The following is a 25,906-nucleotide window of genomic DNA, read 5'->3' as shown; positions in this document are numbered from 1 at the left end:
GGGCGGCATGAGTGATCACCGCGAGGGGTCCGCCGACGACGCCGGGGCCGTCGAGCCCCCCAGGCACGTGCCGGCGGGTACGGAGGCCGAGGAGATCCGGGGGTTCTGGGGGCGGCTCGGGCTTCCGGGACTGGTCGACGTCCACACGCACTTCATGCCCGAGCGTGTGCTGCGCAAGGTGTGGGAGTACTTCGACGCGGTCGGGCCGCTGACCGGCGGACTGGAGTGGCCGATCACCTACCGCGAGGAGGAGGCGGAACGGACCGCCCGGCTGCGGCGCTTCGGCGTACGGGCCTTCACGGCGATGCTCTACCCGCACAAGCCCGGCATGGCCCGCTGGCTGAACGGCTGGGCGGTCGACTTCGCCCGCCGCACCCCGGACTGCCTGCACACCGCGACCCTCTATCCCGAGCCGGACGCCGAGGCGTACGTCCGGGAGGCCGTGACGGCGGGCGCGCGGGTCTTCAAGGCGCATGTGCAGGTGGGGGCGTACGACCCGGCCGACCAACTCCTCGACCCCGTATGGGGACTGCTCGCCGAGGCGCGGGTCCCCGTGGTGATCCACTGCGGTTCGGGGCCCGCGCCCGGCAAGCACACCGGCCCCGGACCGATCACGCGGGTACTGGCCCGCCATCCCCGACTGCGGCTGATCGTCGCGCACATGGGGATGCCCGAGTACGAGGAGTTCCTGGACCTCGCCGAACGGTACGGGGAGGTGCGGCTGGACACGACCATGGCGTTCACCGACTTCTCCGAGGTCCTCGCCCCGTTCCCCCGCCGCGCCCTCCCCCGGCTGGCCGCCCTCGGCGACCGCGTCCTGCTCGGCTCCGACTTCCCCAACATCCCCTACCCGTACCTCCACCAGCTCCAGGCCCTGGAGGGGCTGGGGCTGGGAGAGGAGTGGCTGCGCGCGGTGTGCCACGACAACGGGGCGGAGCTTTTCGGACTGTGAGGGCCGGGGGCCCGGCGCGCGTGCCGGGCCCGCCGGGTCAGCGGGGGTCAGGCGCGGCGGCGGGTGCCCATCGCGTACGCGAGGCCGTACGCGGCGGCCGCGGCGAGGACGAGGCCGAGGGGCGAGAACCAGTCGACGCCGCCGTCCGCCTCGCTGGTCCACCACGCCTTCGCCGGGAAGAACGGCTCGTAACTCAGCAGGTCCCAGGCGGCGGTGGGCGTCGACTCGACCGCGTAGACCAGGGGCAGGGAGTTGGTGTAGCCGAAGAACGCGCCGAGCGCGGCGATGAGGGCCCCGCCGATCCGGGCGCCGTTGCCGCGGCCGCCCACCAGCCCGACGAGGAGCCCGACGATCGCCCCGTTGAGCAGGGCGTGCCCGAGGTAGAGGGCGTTGGCCGTGGTGAGCGTCTGGTCCTTGTAGGTGGCGACGTTGAGGACGGTGTAGAGCAGTGCCACGAGGAACGAGGCGAGCAGCCCGAGGAGGACGGCGCCCACCGGGTGGCCGCCGGCGCTCGGGGGCCGCCGCACGAAGGGCTGCGGTGCGAACGGCGGCGCCGGGTGAGCCCCGTGGACCGGCTGCGGCCCGTACCCGGGCGGTCCCGGCGGCTGGTGCGGTGGGACGGGCTGCCCGTACGGCTGATAGGGGTGCTGCGGCGGCGGTGGCTGGTTCATGGTGTCCCCCGGTGTGAACTGGCTGGAACCGCAAGCTATCAACGGGATCGGTGGGGACCGGTCGGAGCGGGGGGCGGACCTTGTGAAGGACCGTGCGCAGGGCCGGTCAACGACCGCTCGCGGGGCCGGCGGGTGACGTTCCTCGGGCGGGACGGCGGGCGGGTGTGCGGTGGCCCGTCGCCGTGCCGGCGACCGTGAGGACCGCGAAGAGGGCCAGGGCGGCGGCGGGGGCGAGGACGGTCCAGGGGGCCAGTTCGGCGTAGGGCTGGTTCTCGGAGAGGAGGCGGCCCCACTCCGGGGTGGGCGGCTGTTCGCCGAGGCCCAGGAAGCCCAGGGAGGCCAGGACCAGGACCGTGGTCGGCAGGCGCAGGAGCGCGTTGCGCACCAGGGCGGGCAGGACCGCTGGGAGCAGGTGGTGGCGCAGGAGGTAGCCGGGCCCGGCGCCGAAGGAGACGGACGCGAGCAGGTGGCCGCTGGCCCGTTCCTGTTCGAGGAGGGCGTACGTCTGGGCGGCGTACGGGGTCCAGCCCACGAGGCACACGGCGCAGGCCGCGCCCCACACGGAGGGGCCGGTCACCGCGGTCACGAGGAGGCCGGCGAGAACGGCCGGCAGCGTCGACACCACCTCGGTGAGGCCCGCGCCCGCCTGGGTCGCCGTGCCGATCAGGAGTCCGAGGAGGGCGCTGACGGCGGTGACCGCGAGGGCGACGGAGGCCGTGCGCAGCGCGCCGTGGCCGAGGCGGGCCAGCAGGTCCCGGCCGAGCGGGTCGGTGCCCAGGGGGTGGTCGGGCGACGGCGGCAGCAGCCGGGCCGCGGTGTCCACGTGGAGGGGGTCGCGCAGCAGGCCGGCCACGACGAGCGTGAGCAGGGCGAGGGCGCAGCAGCCGATGATCCAGGGCAGGGAGCGGGGGCGGGGCAGCGCGGGCGGGTGCAGGGCCGGGAGGGCGCCGTCGCGCAGGGCCGGGCCGAGCAGGGCGCGGCGCAGCGCCTGGATGACCAGGCCCGCGCCCACGCCGAGGAGGACGAGGGCGAGGGTCGCCGTCTGGAGGGGCGGCAGGTCCTGGGCGATCGCGGCCTCCAGGGCGAGCCGGCCGAGACCCGGGATGTTGAAGATCTTCTCCACGGCGACGGCGCCGCCGACCAGGGCGACCACGGTCGGCAGGAGTTGCGGGAGTACCCCGGACAGGGCGCGGCGTAGCGCCGTGCGGGCGATCCGGCCGGGCGGCAGGCCGTAGGCGCGCCAGGTGCGGGCCCAGGACTCGTGGAACGCGGCGGGCAGCGACTGGTCGAGCAGTCCGCCGATCATCGCGCCGGAGGGCACGCCGAGGGCGAGCGCGGGCAGCACCATCGACGCCGGGCCCGTCCAGCCCTGGGAGGGGAACCAGCCCAGCCACACCCCGCACACCGTCGCCAGCAGGGAGGCGAGGAGGAACTTCGGCAGCGCGGCGAGGACGGCCGCGCCGATACCCGCCCGGCCCCGGAGGAGTCGCTGCCGCGACCCGAGGTACAGGGTGCGGGCGCTGACCAGCGCGGCCACCGCGACGGTCACGGCCAGCGCTCCCAGCATCAGGGTGAGGGAGACCGCGAAGGCGGTTGTGACCTGCGGCAGGACGGGTTCGCCCGACACCCACGAGGTGCCCGCGTCACCGCGCGCCAGCCCCTCCAGCCACCGGCCGAGATGGACGAACGGCCCCTCGTCGAGGCCGAGTCGCTCCCGTACGGCGGCCAACTGGGCCGGGGTGGGGTCCTGTTCGGCGGAGCGGGCGCGCAGGACGGTGAGCGCCGGGTCGGTGCCGGACAGCCAGGGCAGGAAGGCGACGGCCGTGAGCAGGGCGGTGGCGGCGACGGCCCGGCCGGCCCCCGCCCGCCACCGGGTCGGCAGGCTCCGGGCGCCGGCCGAAGTGAAGCTCATCGGCGGCTACTTCAGCCGGGTGTCGACGTCGACGAGGGACCGCTCGCGGGGGTCGAGGAGGACGCCCTCGACGTCGTCGGCGATGCCCTGCACGACCTTCTCGTGGACCAGCGGGACGACGGCGTCGGTGCGCAGGATCTCCGCCTCGGCGCGCATGATCTTCTTGTGCCGCTCCGCGGTGTCGCCCTCCTCGGCGGCCGCCCGGATCGCCCGGTCGACCTTCGCGTCCTTCAGGCCGGCGATGTTGTAGACGCCGTCGCCGGTGAAGTCGCTGGCGAGGTAGGCGACCGCGTCGCCGGTGTCGAGGAGCGTGACGCGGGAGAAGACGAGCGCGTCGTACTTGCCGGCGAGGAGGTCGGCCTCCATCTGCGTGTACTCGCGGACGTCCTGCTTCACGGTGAACCCGGCCTTCTCCAGCTGCTGCTGGAGGACGGTCGCGGCCTCGGGCAGTTCGGCGCGGTTGGTGTAGGTGGCGAGCCGCAGGGTCCGGCCCTTCGTCTCCTTCTTCACCTGGGCGGCGGTCGCGGCCTTCGCCCGGCCGGTCACCTCCACGCGGTCGCCTGCGGCCCAGGGGACGGCGGGCCCGAACAGGCCCTCGGCCTTGTCGGCGTAGCCGCCGAAGACGGAGTCGACGAGGACGCCGCCGTCCACGGCCTCGCGGGCCGCGGCACGCAGGGAGGCGTCGGCGAACAGGCCGCCGGCGGTGTTGAGGACCAGGCTGTCGGTGCGTACGGACGGCACCTCGTGGCGGGTGGCCTCGTCGAGGAGCTTCGCCTGGGCGGTGGGGATCCACTCGGCGATGTCGACGTCGCCGCCGCGCAGGGCGCCCGCGCGGGCGGTGCCGTCGGCTATCCAGCTGACGTCGATGCCGGGGGCCTCGGCCTTGCCGCCCCAGTAGCCGTCGTAACGGTCGAGGGTGGCCTTGGTCTTGCCGGTGAGCTCGGTGATCTCGAACGGGCCGGTGCCGGTGCCGATCGGGCTGACCGTGCCGTCCTTCGCGTACGCCTTCGGGGAGAGGACGGCGAGTGCGGGGCTGGCGAGCCGCAGCGGGAGGACCGGGTCGGGGGTCTTCGTGGTGAGGGTGACGGTGTCGGCGTCGTCGGCCTTCGCGGTCAGGGTGACATCGCTGAGGACGCGGGGCCTGGTCTCCGCCTCGTTCGCGTGGTCGAGAGCGTTGACCACGGTGTCGGCGGTGACCTCGGTGCCGTCCTGGAAGGTGGCCTCGCGCAGCTCGAAGGTCCAGGTCGTGTCGTTCCGCTGCTTCCAGGACTTGGCCAGGGCGGGCGCGGCGGCGCCGTCCTTGTTCAGCGCGGTGAGGCCCTCGGCGACGGAGAGCTTGCTGAGGACGGTGGCGTCGTTGCTGTACGGCGACAGGGCCTGCACCGGCGGCACGGCGAGGGCGATCCGCAGCCGGCCGCCCGAGCCCGCCCCGTCCGCCCCCGAGCCGCCGTCGCCGGACGCGAAGCAGCCGGCCAGCAGGGGGCTGAGGGCGAGCGCCGCGATGAGGCCGCGGGACGTGGTGCGCATGGTGGGTCCTGTCGTGCGAGGGGTCGGGCGCGCCCCGGCGCACGGGGGCCGTTCGACAGGGCCGGGCCAGCTTATAAGGCAAGCCTTACCGAAGCCCCAGCGGGTGGGTGAAGTCTCAACCATCGAGATCGCCAACCTCCGCGACGGGGCGGGCGAGTGGGGCCGGGCACGGCATGATCGCGGGCTCACCGGGGCCCGCTTCCCCTCCTCGGGGCGCGAGCGGCCATGTGTGACGGGGATCACTCCCCCGGGAAAACCCGGCGCCGGGGGCGGGCGTCTAGGGGGTGTGAGAGCAGTCAGGAAAGGGCGGGGTGGCGAGCCGGACGAGGAGCGTCTTGTGCGGCTGGTGGCCCGTGGTGATCGCGCGGCGTTCGAGGAGCTGTACCGGCGGACCGCGCCGTGGCTCGCGGTCCGGCTGCGGCGGCGCTGCGCGGACGAGCAGATCGTCGCCGAGGTCATGCAGGAGACGTATCTGGCGGTGTGGCGCGCGGCGGGCGCGTTCGCCGGGGCGGCGGTCGGCGGCACGGCCGTCGGCTGGCTGTGGACGATCGCGGCGCGCCGCCTCGTCGACGCGTTCCGGCGGCGGGCCCACCACGCGCAGCCGCCACCGACCGCCGCCCTCCCCCACGCGGCGCCCGCCGCCGAGGAGGAGGCGCTCGCGGCCACCGTCGGCGGTGACGTGGGGGACGCGCTACGGCGCCTCGCGCCGGAGCTCCGGCAGGTACTGCAGGCGATGGTGCTCGACGGGCTGTCGGTCCGGGAGACCGCCGTCCTGCTCGGGCTGCCCGAGGGCACGGTCAAGACCCGGGCCCGCCGGGCCCGGCTCGCGATGCGGAAGGCACTGGCATGAGCGTGGAACACGCGTCGACGCGGATCATCGAGGCCTACGCGCGCGGCGCCACCGGCCTCCCGGACGACGAGGTGTGGGCCGTGGAGGCCCATCTGGAGACATGCCCGGTCTGCCGGGACCGGCTGTCGGCCGCCGTCACCACCGGGGTGCCCGCCGTGGCGTCCCTGGTCGACACCGTGTGGTCCGGTCTGGAACCGCGGGTGACGGGCGCCGCCGCGCCGCCCCGCCGCCGACGCCGGCCGGCGTGGCTGTCGCGGTGGGCGACCCCCGCGATGGTGCCGTGGCTCGCCATGGCCGCCGCCGTGACGCTCGCGGCCCTGCTGCTCGACCTCCTCGGCGGCAGCCCCCGCCCGGGAGCCGGCGAGGTGTCCCCGGTGCTGGTGCTCGCCCCGGTGCTGCCCGTGCTCGGCGTCGCCGCCTCATGGGCGCGCGGACTGGACCCCGCGTACGAGCTGACGGCCTCGGTCCCCCGGGCCGGGCTCCAGCTGGTGCTGCGGCGGACCGTGGCCGTGCTCGCGGTGGTGGTGCCCGCGCTGCTGGTGGGCGGCTGGGCGACGGGGGTGATGGTGGCGCAGTGGCTGCTGCCCTGCCTGGCCTTCACCTCGGCGACGCTGGCGCTCGGCGGGGTGGTCGGCGTGACCCGCGCCGCCGTCTCGCTGGTGGGGGTGTGGGCCGCCGTGATCGTCGCGCCGACCCTCGCCGACGGCCGTACCGCGGTCGCGCTGCGCACGGACGGACTGCCCGTGTGGGGACTGATCCTCGCTCTCGGCCTCGGAGTCGTGATCGCCCGCAGGGGCGCCTACTCCGTGCTGGGAGCCCATCGATGACCATCGGAAAGGACCATCACATGTCCACGGTGAGCGCGGCCGACATCGCGCCGACGGCCTACGCCTGGGAGATCCGGGCCCATGGGCTGAAGGTCAAGGTCGGCGGGAAACGCATGGCCGTCGACGGGCTCGACCTGTCGCTGGGCACCGGCGTCCACGGCCTCCTGGGGCCCAACGGGGCCGGCAAGACCACCCTCATCCGGGCGCTGGCGACCGTGCTGCGCCCCGCGGAGGGGACCCTGGAGCTGCTCGGCGAGTCCGTCGGCGGCCGGGGCGAGCACCGAGCGCTGCGCCGCCGCATCGGCTATCTGCCGCAGGAGTTCGGCTACTACAAGCGGTTCACGGTCCGCGAGTTCGTCGAGTACATGGCGTGGCTGAAGGAGGTGCCCAAGGCGGACATCCCGGCGGCCGTGCAGCGCGCCGTGGAGCGGGTGGGGCTCGCGGACCGCGCCGACGAGCGGATGAAGGCGCTGTCGGGCGGCATGGTGCGCCGGGCCGGTATCGCCCAGGCCATCGTCAACGACCCGACCGTCCTGCTCCTTGACGAGCCGACGGCCGGCCTCGACCCGGCGCAGCGGGTGCGGTTCCGGCAGTTGCTCCAGGAGCTGGGCACGGACACCTGTGTCGTCGTCTCCACGCATCTGGTGGAGGACGTCGCCGCCGCCTGCACGGACGTGGTGCTGTTCGCGGAGGGCCGGCTCGTCTTCCAGGGCACCCCCGACGAGCTGGCCGCCGCGGGCGGCCCCGAGCATGTGGGCGACAGTCCGCTGGAGCGCGGCTACGCGGCGCTGCTCCAGGGCTCCGCCGGGGAGAGGGGCGCCTGGTGAACGGCCGTGTCCTGCGCATCGAGCTGAGGCGGTCCGTGGCCCCGTGGGCCGGCGCCGTGATCCTGGTGACCGCGCTGGGGTTCCTGTATCTGCTGAGCGGGCCCTGGTGGAAGGGCACCGCGCTGTGGACGGCCCAGTGGACGTCCATGGCCATGTGGACGCGCACCCTGCTGATCTTCCTGTGGCCGCTCGCCGTGGCGCTCGGGGCGCTCCAAGGGCTGCGCGACCACCGTTCGAACGTCTCCGAGTTGCTGGCGAGCACCCCGCGGCCCGCCCGGCACCGCGCGGCCATGACGGCGGGCGCGAGCGCGCTGACCCTGACCCTGGCCTTCGGTCTCTTCGTCCTCCAGGGCGCGGCCCAGGTCCTCGCCCACGCCCAGTACCACCACCTGGGCTGGCTGCCGATCTCGCTGGTCGGGGGGTTCTCCCTGGTCGCGGGGGCCGTCCTCGGCATGGGGATCGCACGGGCCCTGCCGTCCCCGCTCACCCCGCCCGCGCTGGCGGTGGCCGCCTTCCTGTTCACCGGTTTCGTACGCCAGTGGTCGGACTCCGCGGTGCCGACGTCCACCCTGCCGAACCGGCTGGTGCTGCTGTCGCCGACGGTGGCGGACGTACGGGAGATCCTGCTCACCCTGTCCGCCTCGGTGCACCTCGGCCAGACGGTGTGGCTGCTCGGCATGGCCGCGACGGGCTTCGCGCTGCTGCTCGCCGTGACCCCGCGCACCCGGCTGCTCGCCCTGGCCCCCGTGGTGGCGGGCGCGGCGATCGCCCTGCTCGTGCTGCCGTCCGACCCGCGCCGGACGTACGTCGTCGACGAGGCCTCCGCCGCGCAGGTCTGCGACGGGCCGGTGTGTGTGGCCCGCGTCCACGAGGCACGTCTGGACGGGCTCGCGGGCCCCGGCCGCAAGGCGCTCGGCCTGCTGCACAACGCCCTCGGTGACCAGGCGCCCACGACCATCCGGGAGACCACCACCCCGCGGGGGCTCATCGAGCGGCCCCAGCGGTCCCGCACGGCCGTGCTCGTCGACTTCGACGACGACGCCTTCACCCGCACCGGGGGCGAGGACCTGACCCGGGCGCTCGTCGCCCAGGGCATCGCGCCGCCGTGCTTCGCGCGCAGCCAGCAGGAGAGCGGCACGCTGGGCGAGACCGCCGCGCAGAGCGTGGTGGCGGGCTGGGCCCTCGGGAAGCTGGAGCCGATCCGCGGCACCATGCACCTCGCGGAGGAGCAGCTCGCCACGGCCCGCCCGGTGTTCCGGGAGCTGGAGGGGCTGCGCTGGTCCGAGCAGGTCGCGCGGATCAGGGCGGCGCACGCCGCGGCGGTCTCCTGCGAGGGCGACCCGCTGACGGTGCTGGAGGGCGGTGCGTCCCGATGAGGTGGCTGACGCTGTACGCGCGGTCCCGCCAGGTGCCCGCCTCCCTCGCCGCGGTGCTGGTCGGCGCGGTCGCGGTGTGGGTGCTCGCCGGGAACGGCGACGGGCGGAGCGCGGCCCTGCTGCCGGTGCTCGCGCTCGCCGCCGGGGCGACCGCGGCCTCCGTCGGGCTCGGCGGGCAGGACGTGGCGCTGGACCGGACGGCCGCGATCCGCTGGAGGGTCCGCCGGACGGCGCACGTGCTGCTGATCGGTACGGTCGTCTGCGCGGTGCCGCTGGTCCTGCGGATGCTCGGCGAGGACCTGGCGACCGCCGGGTTCCTCGTCCGCGACGCGGCCGGGCTGACGGGGCTGGTCGCCTTCGGGGCGGCGGTGTTCGGGGCGCGGTACGCGTGGACGCCGCCGATCGCCTGGCTGTCCGTCTCGATGGTCACCCCGTCCCCGGAGGGCCTGCCCGAGGAGGTGGCCGGCTGGCTGCTGATGCCGCCGGGCACCCCCTCCGCGACCTGGACGGCGCTGGTCCTCGCGGCCCTCGGCACGACGGTGTACGCGCTCGGGGGACCGAGGCGGTGACCCTCCCATCGGCGGGTCCCGGAACTTCACGGGGTGCGGCGGCCGTTGGCAGGGTGACGCGTGGAACGTGCGCGGACGCTGGACGACATGGGCTGAAGCCGAGGTGGCACGGATGGCGATGTGGGATCGGATCAAGGACCAGGCCAAGGGGTTGCAGCAGCAGGCACAGTCACGGGGCCTCGGCGGACCGGGGCAGGGACACGGCCAGGGACACGGCCACGCCCCGGGCCAGCCGTACGGGCAGGGGCACGGTCGGCCGGGCGGGTCCGGCGGTTCGAAGGCCCAGCTGGTCAGCGCCCTCAAGTCCCAGCTGACGTCGCTGAAGACGGAGCTCAAGAGCGGCGCCTACCGTGACGCGAGCATGGCCATGTGCGCGCTGGTCGCCGCCGCCGACGGCACGGTGGACCCGGCCGAGCGGCAGCACGTGGAGTCGCTGATCCTGAACAACGACGTGCTGCAGAACTTCCCCGCGGACCAGCTGCGGCAGCGGTTCAACAAGCACGTGGACCAGCTGTCGTTCAACTTCCAGCAGGGCAAGGCGGCCGTTCTCCAGGAGATCGCCAAGGCGGCGAAGAAGCCTCAGGAGGCCCGTGCGGTCGTCCAGACCGGCTTCGTCGTCGCGGGCGCCGACGGGTACATCGCGCCGGCCGAGGAGCAGGTCCTGCGCGAGGCGTGCGGTGTGCTCGGGCTGCCCACGCAGGAGTTCGGCCTCTGACGGACCACCCGCGACGGGCCGTCCGTGAGGGACCCCGGCATGAAGCGACCCCAGGCCCTCGGCCCGGGGTCGCTTCATGCCGCTGGTGTCCGGGGACCGGTCGTCAGCCGGTCACCGGCCGCAGCTTCGCGCGGAAGTGCCGCAGGATCGGGGACTGCTCCACGATCCGGAAGCCGTGCACCGAACCGGCGTCCTTGGCGATCTTCTCCAGGGTCCGGCCGACGTGGTCGTAGTGGCTGCGTGTGTACACCCGGCGCGGCAGTGCCAGCCGCACCAGCTCGTACGGCGCGCTCTTGATCGGGTTGCCGTCCTCGTCCTCCTCACCGAGGTAGAGCGACCCGAGCTCCGCCGAACGGATCCCGCCTTCGAGGTAGAGGCGGCAGGCGAGGGCGTGGCCGGGGTAGTTGTGCGGCGGTATGTGCGGCAGCAGCCGCCCGGCGTTGAGGTAGAGGGCGTGCAGGCCCGGCGGTTCGAGGATGTCGACGCCCGCCGCGCGCACCCGCCCGGCGAGATGGGCGGCGACCTCGGCCCGCTCCGCGAGGTAGCTGGGCTCGGTCACCTCCAGCAGGCCGACGGCCATCATGTCGAGGTCGCGGCCTGCGAGTCCGCCGTAGGTGGCGAAGCCCTCGGTGGCGATGAGGAGCCGTTCGCACTTCTCGGCGAGTACGGGGTCGTTCAGTCCGATGAAGCCGCCGATGTGGACGATGGCGTCCTTCTTGGCGCTCATCACACAGCCGTCGGCGAGGCGGAACGCCTCCTCGGCGACCTGGCGCGGGGTGTGGCCGGCGTAGGCGGCCTCGTGGCGGGTCACCAGCCAGGCGTTCTCGGCGAACCGGGCGGCGTCCAGGATCATGGGGACGCCGTGGCGGCGGCAGAGTGCGGCGGTGGCCTTGAGGTTCTCCATGGAGACGGGCTGCCCGCCACCGCCGTTGTTGGTGATCGTCATGACGACCACGCGCACCCGGGCGGCGTCCGGCCCCTCCAGCCAGGTCCGCAGCGCGTCGAGGTCGATGTTGCCCTTGAACGGCTGCTCGCTGTCGAGGTCCTTGGCCTCCGGGCACGGCAGGTCATGAGCCTGACACCCGGAGAGTTCGACGTTGGCGCGGGTGGTGTCGAAGTGGGTGTTGGCCAGCACGACGCCGCCCGGTTCGAGGAGCGTCGAGAACAGGATGCGTTCGGCGGCGCGCCCCTGGTGGGCGGGGAGGATGTGCGGGAAGCCGGTCAGCTCCGTCACCGTCTGGTGGAAGCGGTAGAAGGAGCGCGAGCCGGCGTAGGACTCGTCGCCCTCCATGCCGGCGGCGAGCTGCGCGGCGGAGATGGCGCCGGTGCCCGAGTCGCTGAGCAGATCGATGGTCACCTCGTCGGCCCGTAGGTCGAAGAGGTTGTAGTCCACCCGTTTCAGCGCCTCCTCGCGCTGCTCACGGGTGGTGAGGGCGAGCGGCTCGACGACTTTGATGCGGTAGGGCTCCACTGTGGTCTGTGCTCCTGTTGCTCTGTGGACTCAACTGATGGCTGGTGTGCCGGGGACCGGCTCGCGTGCCGTGCCGGAAGGCGCCCGCTGGAGGGGCGGCGGGGAGGCCGGCGGCAGGACCTCGTACGCCTCCGAGGAGAGGTACGTCGTCACGCGCGGCGGTCTGCCCCGTTCGTGGGCCAGCGCCACGTACGCGATGAGCCCCCGCCCGTCGCGCGGTGCGCGCGGGGTGATGGCGGTCAGCGCCCGTTCGAGTACGGCGGGGTCGATGCCGTGGCGGACGAGGACGGCCGCGGACCGGTCGAGCGCCACCCCGTCGTGCGGGACGTACCCCCGGATCGGGACGTGCAGGGTGAAGCCGGTGGGCCCGCCCGTCGTCCGGGTGAAGGAGTGGCAGGTCAGCACGGGCCGCCGGTCGAACCGCGCCTCGGCGCCCGGTGTCCCGTCGTCGTAGCCGCCCGTCTGCCGGAGGAAACCTTCCAGCACCTCGGCGTCGGGGCCGGAACCCATCCGGGAGAGCCCGCCCGCGTCAGGTGCCCTCAGCTCGCGATGGGTGACGTACACCTTCACGCGGGGCGCCTGCCAGTCGCCGAGGTCGAGGGCGAGGAAGGGGTAGCCGTCACCGGGCGGCAGCGTGTCGAAGGCGCCCCGGTGGCCGAGCCGGTCCAGCGCCTCCCGTACGGTCTCGGCGGCCCGGTCCGCGCCGCGCGCCGCCGGATTCAGATAGACCTTGACCTTGGGGACACCGCCGGGCCGCAGTTCCAGCGCGATCCACAGGGCCAGCGGGCCCTCGGGGTCGTCCGGGAGGAACAGGTCCTCCAGCACGTCCAGTTGGCCGGTGGTGAAGCCCCAGCGGTCGGCCATCGAGCGGACGACCGCCAGCCCGGCCCGGCCGTTGTCGCGCAGGCTCCCGGCCCCGCTGCCCGGTTCCAGCAGCACCCGCAGGGCCGGGGGCCCGTCCGGGACGAACGACAGCGAGAACTCCACCGGTGTGGAGTCGTCGGAGAGGAACGTCCGGGCGGGGGGCGGCAGGTCCAGGGACCGTTCGGCCACCTGGGCCAACGCGTCGGTCAGCACCCGCGCATAGGTCTCGGCGTCGGCCTCGTCGATCCCCGACACCTGGCACAACCGCAGCAACTGGCCCGTCACGAGACCGCCGAGCGTCCTCGTCGCCCGCGCCTCGGCGGCGCCGGGCCCGCTCACGACAGTCCCCCCGGGGTCCGGCGGGACACAGAAAGATACCCGCCGACCTCGGCGGGTATCTCGTCGTGCGGTAACTGACGGGCGGTCACGCCCCCCGGAGAGCCTTCGTTCCCCAGAGGGCCGCGCCGTCGGGAGCGGTGGTGTGCGGCGGAAGGTCGAGCAGCGGCGTCGTCGGAAACGTGGTCCACGACACCTCCCTTGTTTCGTTAGTCACCACGAATGCCGCCGCGTTACTACCCCTTAGGTTGAATCTTCATGCAGTGTCTGGACGTTGCGCCTGTTGCGTGCATCACCCCTTCAACCAGGACAGGAAGGAACTCCAGACACCCGACCGCTCCGCCCTGCGGCCGGAGGGCGCTTGGTGGTCGGTCCGTGCGGTCTCCTGCGCACGCGGCGGGGTGGGCCGGTGCACGACCTGCGGGGTGAAGCGGCACGGCAGCACGGCGAGCGCCCGGTGGAACGGGCCCGGCCGCCAGGTCAGGCTGTCCTCGGGCACCGCCAGCTCGATGTCGTGCAGCCGGTTCAGCAGGTTCTCGATGGCCGTCATGGTGACCAGCCGGGCGAGGTCCTTGGACGGGCAGGCGTGCGGGCCCGCGCTCCACGCGAGGTGGGCGCGCCGCCCGCCGGTCTGCCGGGCCGCCGCCAGCGCCGGGTCGGTGTTGGCGGCGGTGATGCTGACCAGCACCAGGTCGCCGGCGCGCATCTTCGTCCCGGCGAACTCCAGGTCGGAGGCCGGGTAGTGCGGCGCGTAGTTCGCCATGGGCGGGTTCTCCCACAGCGTGTCGTCGATGGCCTCCTCGATGAGGCCGCCGTCGGCGTACCGGTCGTGGGTGAGCAGCCGGTGCAGGGTGTTGCCGATGAGGTTGCGCAGCGGTTCGGCGCCCGCGCCGAGCAGCAGGATCAGCTGGTGGACGAGTTCCTCGTCGCTCAGCCGCGCCTCGTGCCGCATCAGGTGCGAGGTGACGTCGTCGGCGGGCCTGGCCCGCTTCAGCGCCACCAGCTCGCCGACGGCCTGGCCGAGCACCATGTTGGCTTTCTCGGCGTTGACGCCCTCGAAGACACCGGAGATGCCGAAGACGACGCGGTCGCCGACGTCCGCCGGGCAGCCGAACAGCTCGTTGAACACGAGCAGCGGCAGCTGCTTGACGTAGTCGTTCATCAGGTCGACCGAGCCGCGCGCGGCGACCTGGGCTATCAGGTAGTCGGAGGCGCGCTTGGTCATCTCCGTCAGCTGCCGCGAGTCCACGCGGGCCAGGGTGTCGGTGATCGCCTGGCGCAGCCGGGCGTGCTCGGCGCCGTCGGTGAACATGGCGTTGGGCCGGTAGCCCAGCATCGGCACGACGGGGTTGTCCGGGCCGATCCTGCCCTCGGCGACGTCCCGCCAGCGCCGGGCGTCCTTGCGGAAGTTGCCCGAGTCCTGGAGCAGGTGGAGCGCCGTCGCGTGGTCGGTGACGAGGGTCGCGTCCACACCGGGCGCGATCTCGACCGGCGCGGTCGCCCCGAAGTGCCGCAGGTACGCGTAGTACGCCTGCGGGTCGGCGGCGTACTCGGGGGTGTACAGCGGCACCGGCAGTCCGCTGCCGTGGGCGGGGCACCCGGGTGGCGGAACGGGGGAGTGGGGTTCGGGGGTCATGTCTTTCGTCTTGCTCCTAACGGGCGCGGTCCATCAAGTAGCGGACGAGCGTGATCAGTGCTTCGGCGGACGATCTCTCGTCGCGCGCGTCGCAGGTGACGACCGGGGTGTCGTCGAGCAGATCGAGCGCTTCGCGCAGCGCCCTCTCGTCCCGCAGGGGTGAACCGTCGAAGTGGTTGACGGCGATCGCGTAGTCGAGCCCGTACTGCTCGATCAGGTCGATCACCGCGAAGGAGTCCGCCAGCCGCTCGGGGTCGACCAGCACCAGCGCGCCGAGGGCGCCACGTGCCATGTCCTCCCACATCTGCACGAAGCGCTGCTGTCCGGGCGTACCGAACAGGTACAGCACGACGCGTTCGCTGACGGTCAGCCGGCCGAAGTCCATGGCGACCGTGGTGGTGGTCTTGCCCTGGACCCCCTTGAGGTCGTCGATGGCCTCACCCGCGCGGGTCATCGTCTCCTCGGTGGACAGCGGCGAGATCTCCGAGATCGACCCGATGAACGTGGTCTTGCCCACCGCGAAGTGCCCGACCACCAGGATCTTCACGGCGGTCTGGGTCTCCCCGCCACGGACGTACGCCTGCTCATCCAAACTTGGCCCGGAGACCATTCAGCACCTCCTCGAGAATCTGCAGGTTGGCCACGGGGGCCCGCTGCTCGGGCGGGCGGCTGATGAGGTAGCCGCCCTCGGAGAGAGCGGCGAGCAGGATCTTCACCACGCCCACCGGGAGCTGCATGTGCCCCGCGATCTCGGCGACCGAGAGGTAGCCGCCGACGCACATCCGCAGCACCTCCTGCTCCTCCGGGGAGAGGCGGGCGGGCCGCTGCTGGTGGTCGGCCGCCGCCGTGACCAGCGTGATCAGCGAGAACTGACCCTCGCCGGGCAGATGACGGCCGCCCGTGATGACGTACGGCCGCACTAATTCGGCGGCCTCGTGCTCCTGCTTGTCGGAATCGCTCATGGCCGTACCACGCTGCTCTCGCGAGGCGGAGCAGTCAGAACCTTGCCCAACTGCCCGACAAGCTGCTGCATCCGGAAGGTGATGTCCGCCATGTCGACGTCGGAGGACGCGGACACGGCGAGGTAGGCGCCGGCGCCGGCGGAGATCAGGAAGATCCAGCCGCCGTCGAACTCGACCAGGGTCTGCTGCCAGCGCAGATCGGATCCGTCACAGAAGAACGCCAGTGACCGGCTCAGCGACTGCAGACCGCTCATGGCGGCGGCGGCCTTGTCCGCGTCGTCCTTGCTCACGTCCTTGGAGCGGGCCCGCTGGAGCCCGTCGGCGGAGATGAGCACGGCGTGCAGAGCCCCGGGGATCTCCAGGGCGCTGTCCAGCATCCAGGAAAGATCGTTGTTCATGAGACCTCGTGCCCTTCACTGCTCGCGCCACCCGTGCCGCTCGACCGCTCGCCGTCCGGATGTGTGGCGCGACCCTTGTCCGTGCCCTGCTTGAAGGCGGCCATGATCGCCGCCGTGTCCTCGCTGCGCCGCCGCGGGGCCGGCGGGGCCGACGGGTCGCTGTTGGAGACGAGCGCCATGGGCCGCTTGCGCCGGCGCCGGGGCAGGCCGTCGTCGGTGGTCGGCAGGGGCAGGGAGGGCTCGGGGCCGGTCTCGCGCGCCACGGCGACCGTGTCGACGACCGGCGTCCGCTCCCGCGTCTCCTGGACGACCGCGACGGGCTCCTGCGGCTCCCGCGGGGTCGGCATGTCGGTGAGCAGCTCGTCGGGCAGCAGCACGACGGCCCGCACACCGCCGTAGGGCGACGTGGAGTCCACGGAGACCGTGAAGCCGAACCGCTCGCAGAGCACACCGATCACGGCGAAGCCGAACTGCGGCGGGTTGCCGAGCCCGGACACACCGGAGGCCCGCTCGCTCGTCAGGAGCTTCTCGGCCCTGGCCTTCTCCTCCTCGTTCATACCGACACCGGCGTCGTCGACGACGATGCAGACGCCCTTGGGGACGGTACGGACGTTGATCTCCACCACGGTGTCGGGGCTGGAGTAGCTGGTCGCGTTGTCGAGCAGCTCGGCGAGCGCGAGCGCCACCGGCTCCACGGCACGGCTGGTGAGCCCGAAGTCCACCTTGGACAGGATCTGCACCCGCTGGAAGTGGCGGATCCTGCCCTGGGCGCTGCGGACCACGTCGTAGACCGAGGCCACGTCGCGGTGACGGCCGAGCCAGCCCTCGCAGAGCACCGCGATGGACTGGGCGCGGCGACCGAACTGCGCGTTCATGTGGTCGATCTCCAGGAGGTCCTGGAGCATGACGGAGTCGCCGTACTTGCGCTGCAGACCCGAGATGATGCGCTGCTGTTCGGCGGCGAGACCCTGGAGCGTCCTCATCGCGGACTTCAGGGCCGTACGCGTCTCCGCCTCGGCCTCCTGCTGCGCCTCTCGAACGGACTGGGAGTAATGAGTCTCCAACTCACCGTAGTGGTTCTTGAGCCCTGCGATCTCCTGTCGTAATCCGCGGGCCGCCCGTCGCTGGCGAACAACGAGGGCGGCTGCGAGAAGGGTTAGGACAAGAAGAACCCAAAGCACCGGATTCTGTATGTATGGCGTCATGAGACCCTCTTCAGGCGGCTGAAGGCCAGCTACTGAAATCCCGTCAATGCGCGCAGACCGGAGGTCGCCCATCCAGGGTCGCCGCCCAGGCTGCCCCCTTGGCGAGAGGTGCCGCTTTTGCACCTATCCGTCCGTTCAGCAAGTGCGGTGATCGTATCACCGCATTGAGTCATGACGAGACGTCAAGATGCGGAATCCTTATGAAACTTGGGTGACAGCCCACAGTTACTGGCCCTGCGCTATTCGTAGTTGCTAATCCACCACGCGCGACCATACTGCCGGAACCGCATTTCACCGGCGTCACGGGGTTCCCGTCCCCGTCTCGCGCTATATTGCCGCGCGTCAACTCGACGCGGTTCCGTATGCGGCCGGGGACCTAAGCGGAAGCCGATCGCGGGGCCCGCCGAGGGGCCGCCGAGACGCACCGCCACCGCGAGATCCTGGACATCGACGGCGTCACGGGCCGGACGGCGGACGGCCCCGCCCCGGGGGATCGCGCGGGCCTCGTCGTCGTCCGCCGCGCGGTACGCCCGAAGGCCGACAGGCCGGACGGCGTTTCCCGTACCGTGCCCGGGTGGACCTCTTCTCACGTTCCTGGGCGGCGCTGCGCGCGGCGGTCGCCGAGTTGCCCGACGAGGACTTCGCCCGGCCCTCCGGGTGTGCCGGCTGGCTCGTCCGGGACCTCGTCTGCCATCTGGTCGTCGACGCGCAGGACGTGCTGATCACCCTGGTGACGCCGGCCGCCGCCGAGCCGACCGCGGACGCGGTGGCCTACTGGACCGTGACGCACGAACTCCCGTCCGGCGACGACCCGTTGGACGCGCTGATCGTCCGCCTCGCCGCCGCGTACGAGGAGCCGGGCCTGCTCAGGTTCCACCTCGACGACGTCGGCTCCGCCGCGGGCCGCGCCGCAGCGCTCGCCGACCCCGGCCTCCGGGTGAGCACCCAGGACAAGGTGCTCACCGCCGGCGACTACCTCACCGCGTACGTCCTGGAGTGGACCCTGCACCACCTGGACCTGACGGCCCACCTGCCGGACGTGCCGGGTCCGCCCGCCGAGGCCCTGGCCCACTCCCGCGCGATGCTGGAGCGGATCGCCGGGACGACGTTCCCCGCGTCGTTCTCCGACGAGGACGTGCTGCTCGTGGGAACGGGGCGGCGGCGCCCCACGGAGGCGGAGCGGGCCGCGCTCGGGGAGCGCGCGGAGCGACTGCCGTTCGTGATCGGCTGACGCGCCCGCCGGCCGCCCCCACGCCGACGCGCCCGCCGCCCGGCCCACCGCCGCGGTCGGTCAGACGTAGCTCCAGCGCCAGGCGTTCGACTTGTACACGCACTTGATCCGGTCGCCGCCCTCGGTGGTGGTGACGGCACCGTGGTCGCTGTTGCGGCAGAACTGCCCGGCCGAGTAGCAGTTGCCGGAGTTGGAGACGATCGTGCACGTGCCGGTGGTGTCCTCGCCCCCGCCGGAGTCGGAGCCGGAGTCCGTGCCGGAGCCGCTGCCCGTGCCCGCGTCGGCGGCCTTCGCCGTCTTGGTGACGGTGACCGTGGGGCGCGGCTTCGCCTTGGCCTTGACGGTCTCGGTGACGGTCGGCGCGGGCTCGGGTGTCGCCGTGACGGTCGCGGTGACGGTCGTCGCGGGCTTGACCCTGGCCTCGACCGGCTGCTGCCCGTCGTCCCCGGTGGACCCGGCGACCGCGCCCGCCACGAAGAGCGCCGCCCCGCCGATCCACGCCAGCACGCGCTTGCGCAGGGGACGGGTGTCGGGCCGCGGCGGAGGCGGCGGTATGGGAGTGGTGTACGGATTCGTCATCTTGCCCCCCGAATGTCGCAGGTGGAGCGACCGTAGTGCCCCACGGGGCGACATGTGAGGGGATGTGCGGAAGAGGTGTCCATTCTGTGACCACCGCCCGCGCGGCGCGGTGCGGCGCCCCCCACGGCATGGGGAAACCCCAGGTCTTCGACCTGGGGTTTCCTCGTGGTGTGGCCGGGTGGGCCGGTGCGTCAGCCCGGGAGGTCGTTCAGCCACCAGCGCTGGTTGAGGCCCGAGTTGGGCCACCAGACGCCCACGGAGGCGCCGTCGCTCGTGGACTGGCCGTTGACGTCGGCGAGTTGGCCGGTCGCCGCGTTGAGCAGGGTCCAGGAGCCGTCACCGGTGCTGGACAGGATCCACTGCGCGGCCGCGTCCCGCGTGCCCTCGTCGGCCTCGACCGTCAGGGAGCCGCCGCGGATCGCCAGGCGCTTGCCGGCGGCCCCGTTGGTGATCGCGTACCGCGTGCGGTTGCTCGTCGCCCCGCTGCCGATCCGGTCCACGGTCCACTGCTGGGCCTGGGTACCGGGGTCGACGTTCTTGATGACGAGGCCCTTGCCGTCGCCCGCGACCGCGAGGTTCTTGCCGCTCTGCACGCCGGTCAGGGTGTACGTCTCGTCGTCGCGCAGCTCCGCGCGGTCCTTCGCCACCCCGGAGACGCCGTTGACCAGGAAGGAGGTCACGGACTGGGCGGGCACGACGATCGTGGCCTTCTTGCCCTTGACCCGGACCGCCTTCTTCTTCACCAGCTTGCCGGCGGCGTCCGTCACCACGGGGGTGACCGTCGCGCCGGAGGCGACCTTGCCGAACCGCGACAGGTCCAGCGTCACCGCGCGGGACTCGGTGGTGCTGTTGACGTGGACGACCGTCGCCTTCTCGCCCTTCTTCGCGACCGCCGCCGTGCTGGAGGTGTCGTTCGTCTTGATCAGACGGTCGCCCGGCTTGATGTAGTGCGTGAAGTTGCGGGCGGTGTCGAACTTGGTGTTCGTGTAGATCGGGCAGGTCTTCAGGGTGTCCGTGGACTTGCAGGCGAAGGAGAGCTGGATGGAGCCCCAGTTGCCGCCCTTCGCGGACTCGCCGCCGGGCTTCATGTTGTCGTAGTCCTCGACCGGCTGCCAGAAGACCCAGGCCTTCGGCTCCAGTTCGCGCAGGTCGTCGACCATGCGCTGGGCGAGGCCCAGACCGGGGCGCATGTCGGTGAAGCTCTGCCCGTCGCCCCAGTCGCCCTCGACCTCGCTCATCCACAGCGGCTTGTCGGCGGCCTTGGCGAGGTCGCGGACGGTGGTGCGCTGGCTGGTGCCGTAGGTGTGGACGTTCATCTGGCCGACGAGGTCGCGGACCTCTTGCGGGTAGGAGTTCCAGTTCGTGGCGAACTTACCGGGGTTGGTCTCGTCCATCGCGGATATCTCCGCCCTGGTACGGGACTTGTCCAGGACCGGGCCGAGGGCGCGCAGCACCTTCTGCTGGAGCTCGGGGCCCATGTGGGCGCCCTCCTGGCGGCCGCCGGTGGGCTGTCCGTCCTCACCGAGCTTGGTGCCCCAGTAGTCGGTGTTCGGCTCGTTGAACGGGTCGAGGGTGTCGACCTTGATGCCGTGCGCCTTCTCCAGCCGCTCGGTGGCGCCGACCAGGTACTTGGCGAAGTCCTCGACCGACTCCTCCTTCAGCTGGTCCTTCGAGGAGTCGAAGCCGCCGGAGACATAGCCGCTGACCGTCATGAACCACGGCGGGGAGTTGCTGAACGCCTCCCAGTGCGTGATGTCCTTCTTGATGCGGTCCACCCACCAGCGCTGGGTGGCGTCGGCCTTCTTATTCCAGTCGGCCGGGTCGTCGGCGTTCCACCAGTCGACGTCCTCGCGGGTGGTGCCCGCCGGGGCCTTCCACCAGCCCTCGACGGCGCCGCCGGCCCGCAGGTAGTCCTTGACGTCGGGGGCGTTGCCGCCGCCGATGTTGTAGCGGGCGATGTTGAGATTGAGGCCGCTCTCCCCGAACAGGAGCTTCGCGAGCTTCTCGCGGATCTGCGGGGGATAGTCGCCGGTGGCGTTGGCGAACCACACCAGGCTGGTGCCCCAGCCCTCGAAGCTGTCGCCCTTGTACGAGGGGTCCGGCCGGACGGTGACCGACGCGGCGGCCGGTTCGGCGTGCGCCAACGGCAGTGAGGTGGTGGCCATGACGGTCCCGGTCGCCAGGGCCGTCACGCCGATGGCCCCGAGGAGCCGTCTCGTGCGGGTGCGGTGTGCCATCTCGAGTAACTCCAACTCTTCCACGTGCCGCGCGTCCCGGCGCGACACGAGAGATCGGGGCCCGCTGGTGCGGTTCAGGGCTGTTCCGGTGCGGTTCGCGGTGCTCTCGTATGGTTCATGACAGGTCATGTTTACGTAAACATCCCTCGGCGCGATGTCTACACTGTCCGAATCTCGGTGGTCAAGGGAGTCGCTGCGGACCCGCGTCATCGCCGAGCGGCGCGGACGGGGAGCCTGGGGGACAAGGTGGACAGAGCTGACCGGGAGAGCGCGGCGGTACCGGGCCGCGGGCACGGGACGGGGGCGGGGCCCGCGCCCCGGGGCCGGGGGCGGGGCGCCCGGCCCCGGCAGGGCCCTTCCTTGGGTGACGTCGCCCGGCTCGCGGGCGTCTCCGCGCAGACGGTGTCCCGTGTGTCCAACGGGTTCGCCGGCGTCACCGAGGAGACCCGCCGCCAGGTGCTGGACGCGATGCGGGAGCTGGACTACCGGCCCAACAGCGCCGCCCGTGCCCTGCGCCGCGGGGAGTTCCGCACCCTCGGCGTGATCACCTTCTCGCTGTCCACGCTCGGCAACATCCGCACCCTCGACGCGATCGCCACCTCCGCCGCGCGCGAGGGGTACGCCGTCACCCTGCTCCCGGTCGCGGTGCCCACGCAGGACGAGGTGAACGGCGCCTTCTCCCGGCTGGGGGAGCTCGCCGTGGACGCGGTGATCGTCATCATGGAGACCCATCTGCTCGACGCGGCGACCGTCTCGCTGCCGCCCGGCATCCCGGTCGTGGTGGCCGACTCCGACGCCGGCGACCGGTACACCGTCGTCGACACCGACCAGGCGGGCGGGGCGCGGGACGCCGTACGGCATCTGCTGGACCTCGGGCACGCGACCGTGTGGCACCTGGCCGGGCCTGAGGACTCGTTCGCGGCCCAGCGCCGGGCGAACGCCTGGCGCGACACCCTCGCCGAGGCGGGGCTGGTGCCGCCGTCCCCGGTGCGCGGCGACTGGTCGGCGGAGTCCGGCTACCGGGCGGGGCTCCTGCTCGCCGAACGGCCGGACTGCACGGCGGTGTTCGCGGCGAACGACCAGATGGCGCTGGGGCTGCTGCGGGCCCTGCACGAGCGGGGCCGGACGGTGCCGGACGAGGTGAGCGTCGTCGGTTTCGACGACATCCCCGAGTCGGGGTCGTTCCTGCCGCCCCTGACCACCATCCACCAGGACTTCGCCGAGGTGGGGCGCCTGTGCGTCGAGGGTGCGCTCACCAGCATGCGGCGACCCACCCCCGAGCCCGGCACCACGCTCGTCCCGACCCGGCTCGTGTCCCGCCGCAGCACGGCCCCGCCGCCGGGTCACTGAGGGACAACACTTTTCGATTTCCCGCATTCAACAGTTTTGCCGACCAAGTATCCGGATTTCAACGACACCGATAATCCCAGCAGACTTTTATTCCCCTGAATGCCGGATGCCTCGCTCGGGACGCCACTCGTTGAGCATGCGTGACTTGGCAGGATGCGTACGGCGGTATGGAGACACAGCACGTCTGGCTCCCCGACCCGAGGACTCCGTCCGACGACTGGGAGCACGACGAGGATCCGACCCAGATGTCGATGTCGGCGTCCGTCCCGGTGTCGGTACCGGTGTCGATGCCCATGCAGGTAAAGGTGCCGTCCCCGCGTCGACCCGTCAGCAGACGGAGACCACGGCCGGGGGCGCACATCTTTTCCGCCAACCCGAGAAGCATCACCGTCGTTTTTCTGGTTTTCACCATCACGGTGTGCGCGGCGACGATGCTCTCCTGGTCGATCTCCTATTCCTACAACCAGTTGCACGGCATCGCCCTGCTGGTGGTCTCGGAAAGACTGGCGCGATGGTGGCCTCTGACGGTGTACGGGCCGTGGCTGGTCGCGGGGCTCTCCATCCTGCGGGCGTCGGTGCAGCACCGGGCCGCCCGGCGGTCCTGGGCCGTGATGCTGCTGTCGTCGGGCACGGCGGTGGCGCTGTGCGTCGGACAGACTCCGGGGTCGTTGCTCGCGATGGTCGTGGTGGGGGTCCCTCCGGTCACCGCGCTGGTCTGCTTCCGGGAACTGGTCGGCCAGTTCTCCTCCCGGTCCGGGCCGCGGCACGCCGCCGACACCGTCGGCGGGCCCAAGGCGTGACGAAAACCCCAGGTCGTGGACCTGGGGTTTCGTCGTGTTCCGGTGGGACCGGCCGGGTCAGGCGCCCACGTACGCGGCGAGGTGTTCGCCGGTGAGGGTGGAGCGCGCGGCGACGAGATCGGCGGGGGTGCCCTCGAAGACGACGCGGCCGCCGTCGTGTCCGGCGCCGGGGCCGAGGTCGATGATCCAGTCGGCGTGGGCCATGACCGCCTGGTGGTGCTCGATGACGATCACGGACTTCCCGGAGTCGACGAGCCGGTCCAGCAGGCCGAGCAGCTGCTCGACGTCGGCGAGGTGCAGACCGGTGGTCGGCTCGTCGAGGACGTAGACGCCGCCCTTGTCGGCCATGTGGACGGCCAGCTTCAGGCGCTGCCGCTCACCGCCGGAGAGCGTGGTGAGCGGCTGGCCGAGGGTGAGGTAGCCGAGGCCGACGTCCGCCATCCTGCGCAGGATGCGGTGGGCGGCCGGGGTGTGGGCCTCGCCGCCGCCGAAGAACTCCTCGGCCTCGCTGACCGGCATCGCGAGCACCTCGCTGATGTCGCGGCCGCCGAAGCGGTACTCCAGCACCGACGCGTCGAACCGCTTGCCCTCGCAGTCCTCGCACGGGGTGGCGACGCTCTGCATGATCGCGAGGTCGGTGTAGATGACGCCGGCGCCGTTGCAGGTGGGGCAGGCGCCCTCGGAGTTGGCGCTGAACAGGGCGGGCTTGACGCCGTTGGCCTTGGCGAACGCCTTGCGGATCGGGTCGAGGAGTCCGGTGTAGGTGGCCGGGTTGCTGCGGCGGGAGCCGCGGATCGGGGTCTGGTCGACGGAGACCACGCCCTCGGGCGCCGGGATGGAGCCGTGGATCAGTGAACTCTTGCCGGAGCCGGCGACCCCGGTGACGACGCAGAGCACACCGAGCGGGACGTCCACGTCGACGTCCTGGAGGTTGTTCGCCGTCGCTCCGCGGATCTGGAGGTGGCCGGTGGCCTCGCGGACGGTGTCCTTCAGCTTCGCCCGGTCGTCGAGGTGGCGGCCGGTGACGGTGTCGCTGCCCCGCAACCCCTCGACGGTGCCCTCGAAGCAGACGGTGCCGCCCGCCGTGCCGGCGCCGGGCCCGAGGTCCACGACATGGTCGGCGATGGCGATGGTCTCCGGCTTGTGCTCCACGACGAGCACCGTGTTGCCCTTGTCGCGCAGCCGCAGCAGCAACTTGTTCATGCGCTCGATGTCGTGCGGGTGCAGGCCGACGGTGGGCTCGTCGAAGACGTAGGTGACGTCGGTGAGCGACGAGCCGAGGTGGCGGATCATCTTGGTCCGCTGGGCCTCGCCGCCGGAGAGCGTGCCGGAGGCCCGGTCGAGGGAGAGGTAGCCGAGGCCGATCTCCACGAACGAGTCGAGTGTGTGGCGGAGTTTGGCGAGCAGCGGCGCCACCGACGGCTCGTCCAGGGCGCGGACCCACTCGGCGAGGTCGCGGATCTCCATCGCGCACGCGTCGGCGATGTTGAGCTTCCCGATCCGCGAGGAGCGGGCCAGTTCGCTGAGACGGGTGCCGTCGCACTCGGGGCAGCGGGCGAAGGTGACCGCCCGGTCCACGAAGGCCCGGATGTGCGGCTGCATCGACTCGCGGTCCTTCGACAGGAACGACTTCTGCAGCTTCGGGATCAGCCCCTCGTAGGTGAGGTTGACGCCGTTGATCTTCACCTTGGTCGGCTCGCGGTACAGGAAGTCGTACCGCTCCTTCTTGGTGTACTCGCGGATCGGCTTCTCCTTGTCGAAGAAGCCGGACTCCGTGATGACCCGGACGACCCAGCCGTCCCCGGTGTAGGTGGGGATGGTGAACGGGTCCTCGGAGAGCGACTTGGAGTCGTCGAACAGCTGGGCGAGGTCGATGTCGGAGACCGAGCCCCGGCCCTCGCAGTGCGTGCACATGCCGCCGGTGCGGCTGAAGGTGACCTTCTCGGTCTTGGTCTTGTCCGCGCCCCGGTCGATCGTCATGCCCCCGCTCGCCGAGACGGAGGCGACGTTGAAGGAGTACGCGGCGGGCGGCCCGATGTGCGGGTCGCCGAGCCGGCTGAAGAGGATCCGGAGCATCGCGCTGGCGTCGGTGGCGGTGCCGACGGTGGAGCGGGGGTCGGAGCCCATCCGCTGCTGGTCGACGGTGATGGCCGTCGTCAGGCCGTCGAGCACGTCGACCTCGGGGCGGGCCAGATTGGGCATGAAGCCCTGGAGGAAGGCGCTGTACGTCTCGTTGATCAGCCGCTGCGACTCGGCGGCGATGGTGTCGAAGACCAGTGAGCTCTTGCCCGAGCCGGAGACCCCGGTGAACACCGTCAGCCGGCGCTTCGGGATCTCGATGCTGACGTCCTTGAGGTTGTTCTCACGGGCCCCGTGCACACGGATCAGGTCGTGGCTGTCCGCCGTGTGCGGCTCGGGCGACTGCGGGTCCGTCCTCTTGACCGTGCTCATCGTGTCTCCATCTGTCGCGCGACGCGGTGCGGATCGGGTGTGTCGTGGGAGGGCGTGGCAGCCGGCCGGTGGGGCGACCGACGGGGGCGGCGACCGGCCGACGAGCCGGCCATGGAGGGCAGCCGGCTCGATCTAACCAGGTCACCGACGGTGCGTCCGG

23 protein-coding genes are annotated in these 25,906 nt (G+C 72.3%); 10 read left to right on the top strand and 13 right to left on the bottom strand.

The window, feature by feature from the left end:
• Positions 1-7 precede the first annotated feature (7 nt).
• Positions 8-952, top strand: coding sequence for an amidohydrolase family protein (locus ACZ4Z3_RS22580; protein WP_468502674.1), 945 nt, complete (start codon positions 8-10; stop codon positions 950-952).
• Positions 953-999: 47 nt separating this feature from the next.
• On the opposite strand, the gene ACZ4Z3_RS22575 is transcribed toward ACZ4Z3_RS22580, so the two are convergent.
• From ACZ4Z3_RS22575 to ACZ4Z3_RS22565, 3 genes are all read right to left on the bottom strand, one after another.
• The gene (locus ACZ4Z3_RS22575; protein WP_468502673.1) at positions 1,000-1,623 is read right to left on the bottom strand and encodes a hypothetical protein; all 624 of its coding nucleotides are present in this window, start codon (positions 1,621-1,623) and stop codon (positions 1,000-1,002) included.
• Positions 1,624-1,729: 106 nt separating this feature from the next.
• The gene (locus ACZ4Z3_RS22570; protein WP_468502672.1) at positions 1,730-3,535 is read right to left on the bottom strand and encodes an ABC transporter permease subunit; all 1,806 of its coding nucleotides are present in this window, start codon (positions 3,533-3,535) and stop codon (positions 1,730-1,732) included.
• Positions 3,536-3,541: 6 nt separating this feature from the next.
• Positions 3,542-5,062 (bottom strand): ABC transporter substrate-binding protein, encoded by a 1,521-nt coding sequence (locus tag ACZ4Z3_RS22565; protein WP_468502671.1) that lies wholly within the window; start codon positions 5,060-5,062, stop codon positions 3,542-3,544.
• 346 nt (positions 5,063-5,408) lie between these two features.
• On the opposite strand from ACZ4Z3_RS22565, the gene ACZ4Z3_RS22560 reads away from it, so the two are divergent.
• From ACZ4Z3_RS22560 to ACZ4Z3_RS22535, 6 genes are all read left to right on the top strand, one after another.
• Complete coding sequence (locus ACZ4Z3_RS22560) at positions 5,409-5,912, top strand: RNA polymerase sigma factor (protein ID WP_201452813.1); 504 nt, start codon at positions 5,409-5,411, stop codon at positions 5,910-5,912.
• A complete protein-coding gene (locus tag ACZ4Z3_RS22555) occupies positions 5,909-6,739 on the top strand; it encodes a zf-HC2 domain-containing protein (protein WP_468502670.1) in 831 nt (276 codons plus the stop codon). Before ACZ4Z3_RS22560 ends, ACZ4Z3_RS22555 begins: the two co-directional genes overlap by 4 nt.
• Positions 6,736-7,566, top strand: coding sequence for an ABC transporter ATP-binding protein (locus tag ACZ4Z3_RS22550; RefSeq protein ID WP_468502669.1), 831 nt, complete (start codon positions 6,736-6,738; stop codon positions 7,564-7,566). The genes ACZ4Z3_RS22555 and ACZ4Z3_RS22550 overlap by 4 nt, the downstream gene beginning before the upstream one ends.
• Complete coding sequence (locus ACZ4Z3_RS22545; RefSeq protein ID WP_468502668.1) at positions 7,563-8,942, top strand: hypothetical protein; 1,380 nt, start codon at positions 7,563-7,565, stop codon at positions 8,940-8,942. Before ACZ4Z3_RS22550 ends, ACZ4Z3_RS22545 begins: the two co-directional genes overlap by 4 nt.
• On the top strand, positions 8,939-9,511 hold the full coding sequence (locus ACZ4Z3_RS22540) for a hypothetical protein (protein WP_468502667.1): 573 nt from the start codon (positions 8,939-8,941) through the stop codon (positions 9,509-9,511). Before ACZ4Z3_RS22545 ends, ACZ4Z3_RS22540 begins: the two co-directional genes overlap by 4 nt.
• A gap of 112 nt (positions 9,512-9,623) precedes the next feature.
• Positions 9,624-10,226, top strand: a complete 603-nt coding sequence (locus ACZ4Z3_RS22535) for a tellurite resistance TerB family protein (protein WP_468502666.1) — start codon at positions 9,624-9,626, stop codon at positions 10,224-10,226.
• 103 nt (positions 10,227-10,329) lie between these two features.
• Here ACZ4Z3_RS22535 and ACZ4Z3_RS22530 read toward each other — a convergent pair whose 3' ends face one another.
• From ACZ4Z3_RS22530 to ACZ4Z3_RS22500, 7 genes are all read right to left on the bottom strand, one after another.
• Positions 10,330-11,697 carry a tryptophanase gene (locus ACZ4Z3_RS22530; RefSeq protein WP_468502665.1) on the bottom strand — a complete coding sequence of 456 codons (1,368 nt, stop codon included), beginning with the start codon at positions 11,695-11,697 and terminating at the stop codon, positions 10,330-10,332.
• Between the two features lie 30 nt (positions 11,698-11,727).
• A complete protein-coding gene (locus ACZ4Z3_RS22525) occupies positions 11,728-12,900 on the bottom strand; it encodes a tryptophan dimethylallyltransferase family protein (RefSeq protein WP_468502664.1) in 1,173 nt (390 codons plus the stop codon).
• A gap of 289 nt (positions 12,901-13,189) precedes the next feature.
• Positions 13,190-14,533 carry a cytochrome P450 gene (locus ACZ4Z3_RS22520; RefSeq protein WP_468502663.1) on the bottom strand — a complete coding sequence of 448 codons (1,344 nt, stop codon included), beginning with the start codon at positions 14,531-14,533 and terminating at the stop codon, positions 13,190-13,192.
• 16 nt (positions 14,534-14,549) lie between these two features.
• Entirely contained in the window at positions 14,550-15,143 is a 594-nt protein-coding gene (locus tag ACZ4Z3_RS22515; protein WP_468502662.1) for a GTP-binding protein, read from the bottom strand.
• On the bottom strand, positions 15,118-15,495 hold the full coding sequence (locus ACZ4Z3_RS22510; RefSeq protein ID WP_055514333.1) for a DUF742 domain-containing protein: 378 nt from the start codon (positions 15,493-15,495) through the stop codon (positions 15,118-15,120). Before ACZ4Z3_RS22510 ends, ACZ4Z3_RS22515 begins: the two co-directional genes overlap by 26 nt.
• Entirely contained in the window at positions 15,492-15,893 is a 402-nt protein-coding gene (locus ACZ4Z3_RS22505; protein ID WP_055540070.1) for a roadblock/LC7 domain-containing protein, read from the bottom strand. The genes ACZ4Z3_RS22510 and ACZ4Z3_RS22505 overlap by 4 nt, the downstream gene beginning before the upstream one ends.
• On the bottom strand, positions 15,890-17,098 hold the full coding sequence (locus ACZ4Z3_RS22500) for a sensor histidine kinase (protein ID WP_468502661.1): 1,209 nt from the start codon (positions 17,096-17,098) through the stop codon (positions 15,890-15,892). Before ACZ4Z3_RS22500 ends, ACZ4Z3_RS22505 begins: the two co-directional genes overlap by 4 nt.
• A gap of 574 nt (positions 17,099-17,672) precedes the next feature.
• On the opposite strand from ACZ4Z3_RS22500, the gene ACZ4Z3_RS22495 reads away from it, so the two are divergent.
• A complete protein-coding gene (locus tag ACZ4Z3_RS22495; RefSeq protein ID WP_468502660.1) occupies positions 17,673-18,329 on the top strand; it encodes a maleylpyruvate isomerase N-terminal domain-containing protein in 657 nt (218 codons plus the stop codon).
• A 60-nt stretch (positions 18,330-18,389) separates the two neighbouring features.
• Here ACZ4Z3_RS22495 and ACZ4Z3_RS22490 read toward each other — a convergent pair whose 3' ends face one another.
• On the bottom strand, positions 18,390-18,908 hold the full coding sequence (locus ACZ4Z3_RS22490; RefSeq protein ID WP_468502659.1) for a hypothetical protein: 519 nt from the start codon (positions 18,906-18,908) through the stop codon (positions 18,390-18,392).
• 191 nt (positions 18,909-19,099) lie between these two features.
• Positions 19,100-21,145: an RICIN domain-containing protein gene (locus ACZ4Z3_RS22485; protein ID WP_468502658.1), complete on the bottom strand. Its 2,046-nt coding sequence runs from the start codon at positions 21,143-21,145 to the stop codon at positions 19,100-19,102.
• Between the two features lie 360 nt (positions 21,146-21,505).
• Between ACZ4Z3_RS22485 and ACZ4Z3_RS22480 the strand changes: the two genes are divergently transcribed.
• Positions 21,506-22,495: a LacI family DNA-binding transcriptional regulator gene (locus tag ACZ4Z3_RS22480; RefSeq protein ID WP_468502657.1), complete on the top strand. Its 990-nt coding sequence runs from the start codon at positions 21,506-21,508 to the stop codon at positions 22,493-22,495.
• 167 nt (positions 22,496-22,662) lie between these two features.
• Positions 22,663-23,295, top strand: a complete 633-nt coding sequence (locus ACZ4Z3_RS22475) for a DUF2637 domain-containing protein (RefSeq protein ID WP_468502656.1) — start codon at positions 22,663-22,665, stop codon at positions 23,293-23,295.
• Between the two features lie 57 nt (positions 23,296-23,352).
• On the opposite strand, the gene ACZ4Z3_RS22470 is transcribed toward ACZ4Z3_RS22475, so the two are convergent.
• Complete coding sequence (locus ACZ4Z3_RS22470; RefSeq protein WP_468502655.1) at positions 23,353-25,746, bottom strand: ATP-binding cassette domain-containing protein; 2,394 nt, start codon at positions 25,744-25,746, stop codon at positions 23,353-23,355.
• Positions 25,747-25,906: the final 160 nt, after the last annotated feature.

The sequence above is a fragment of the Streptomyces sp. NPDC030296 genome (genome assembly GCF_055572815.1).
Note: the sequence above shows the minus strand (reverse complement) of the source record. Positions and strands in the feature narration are given on the sequence as shown.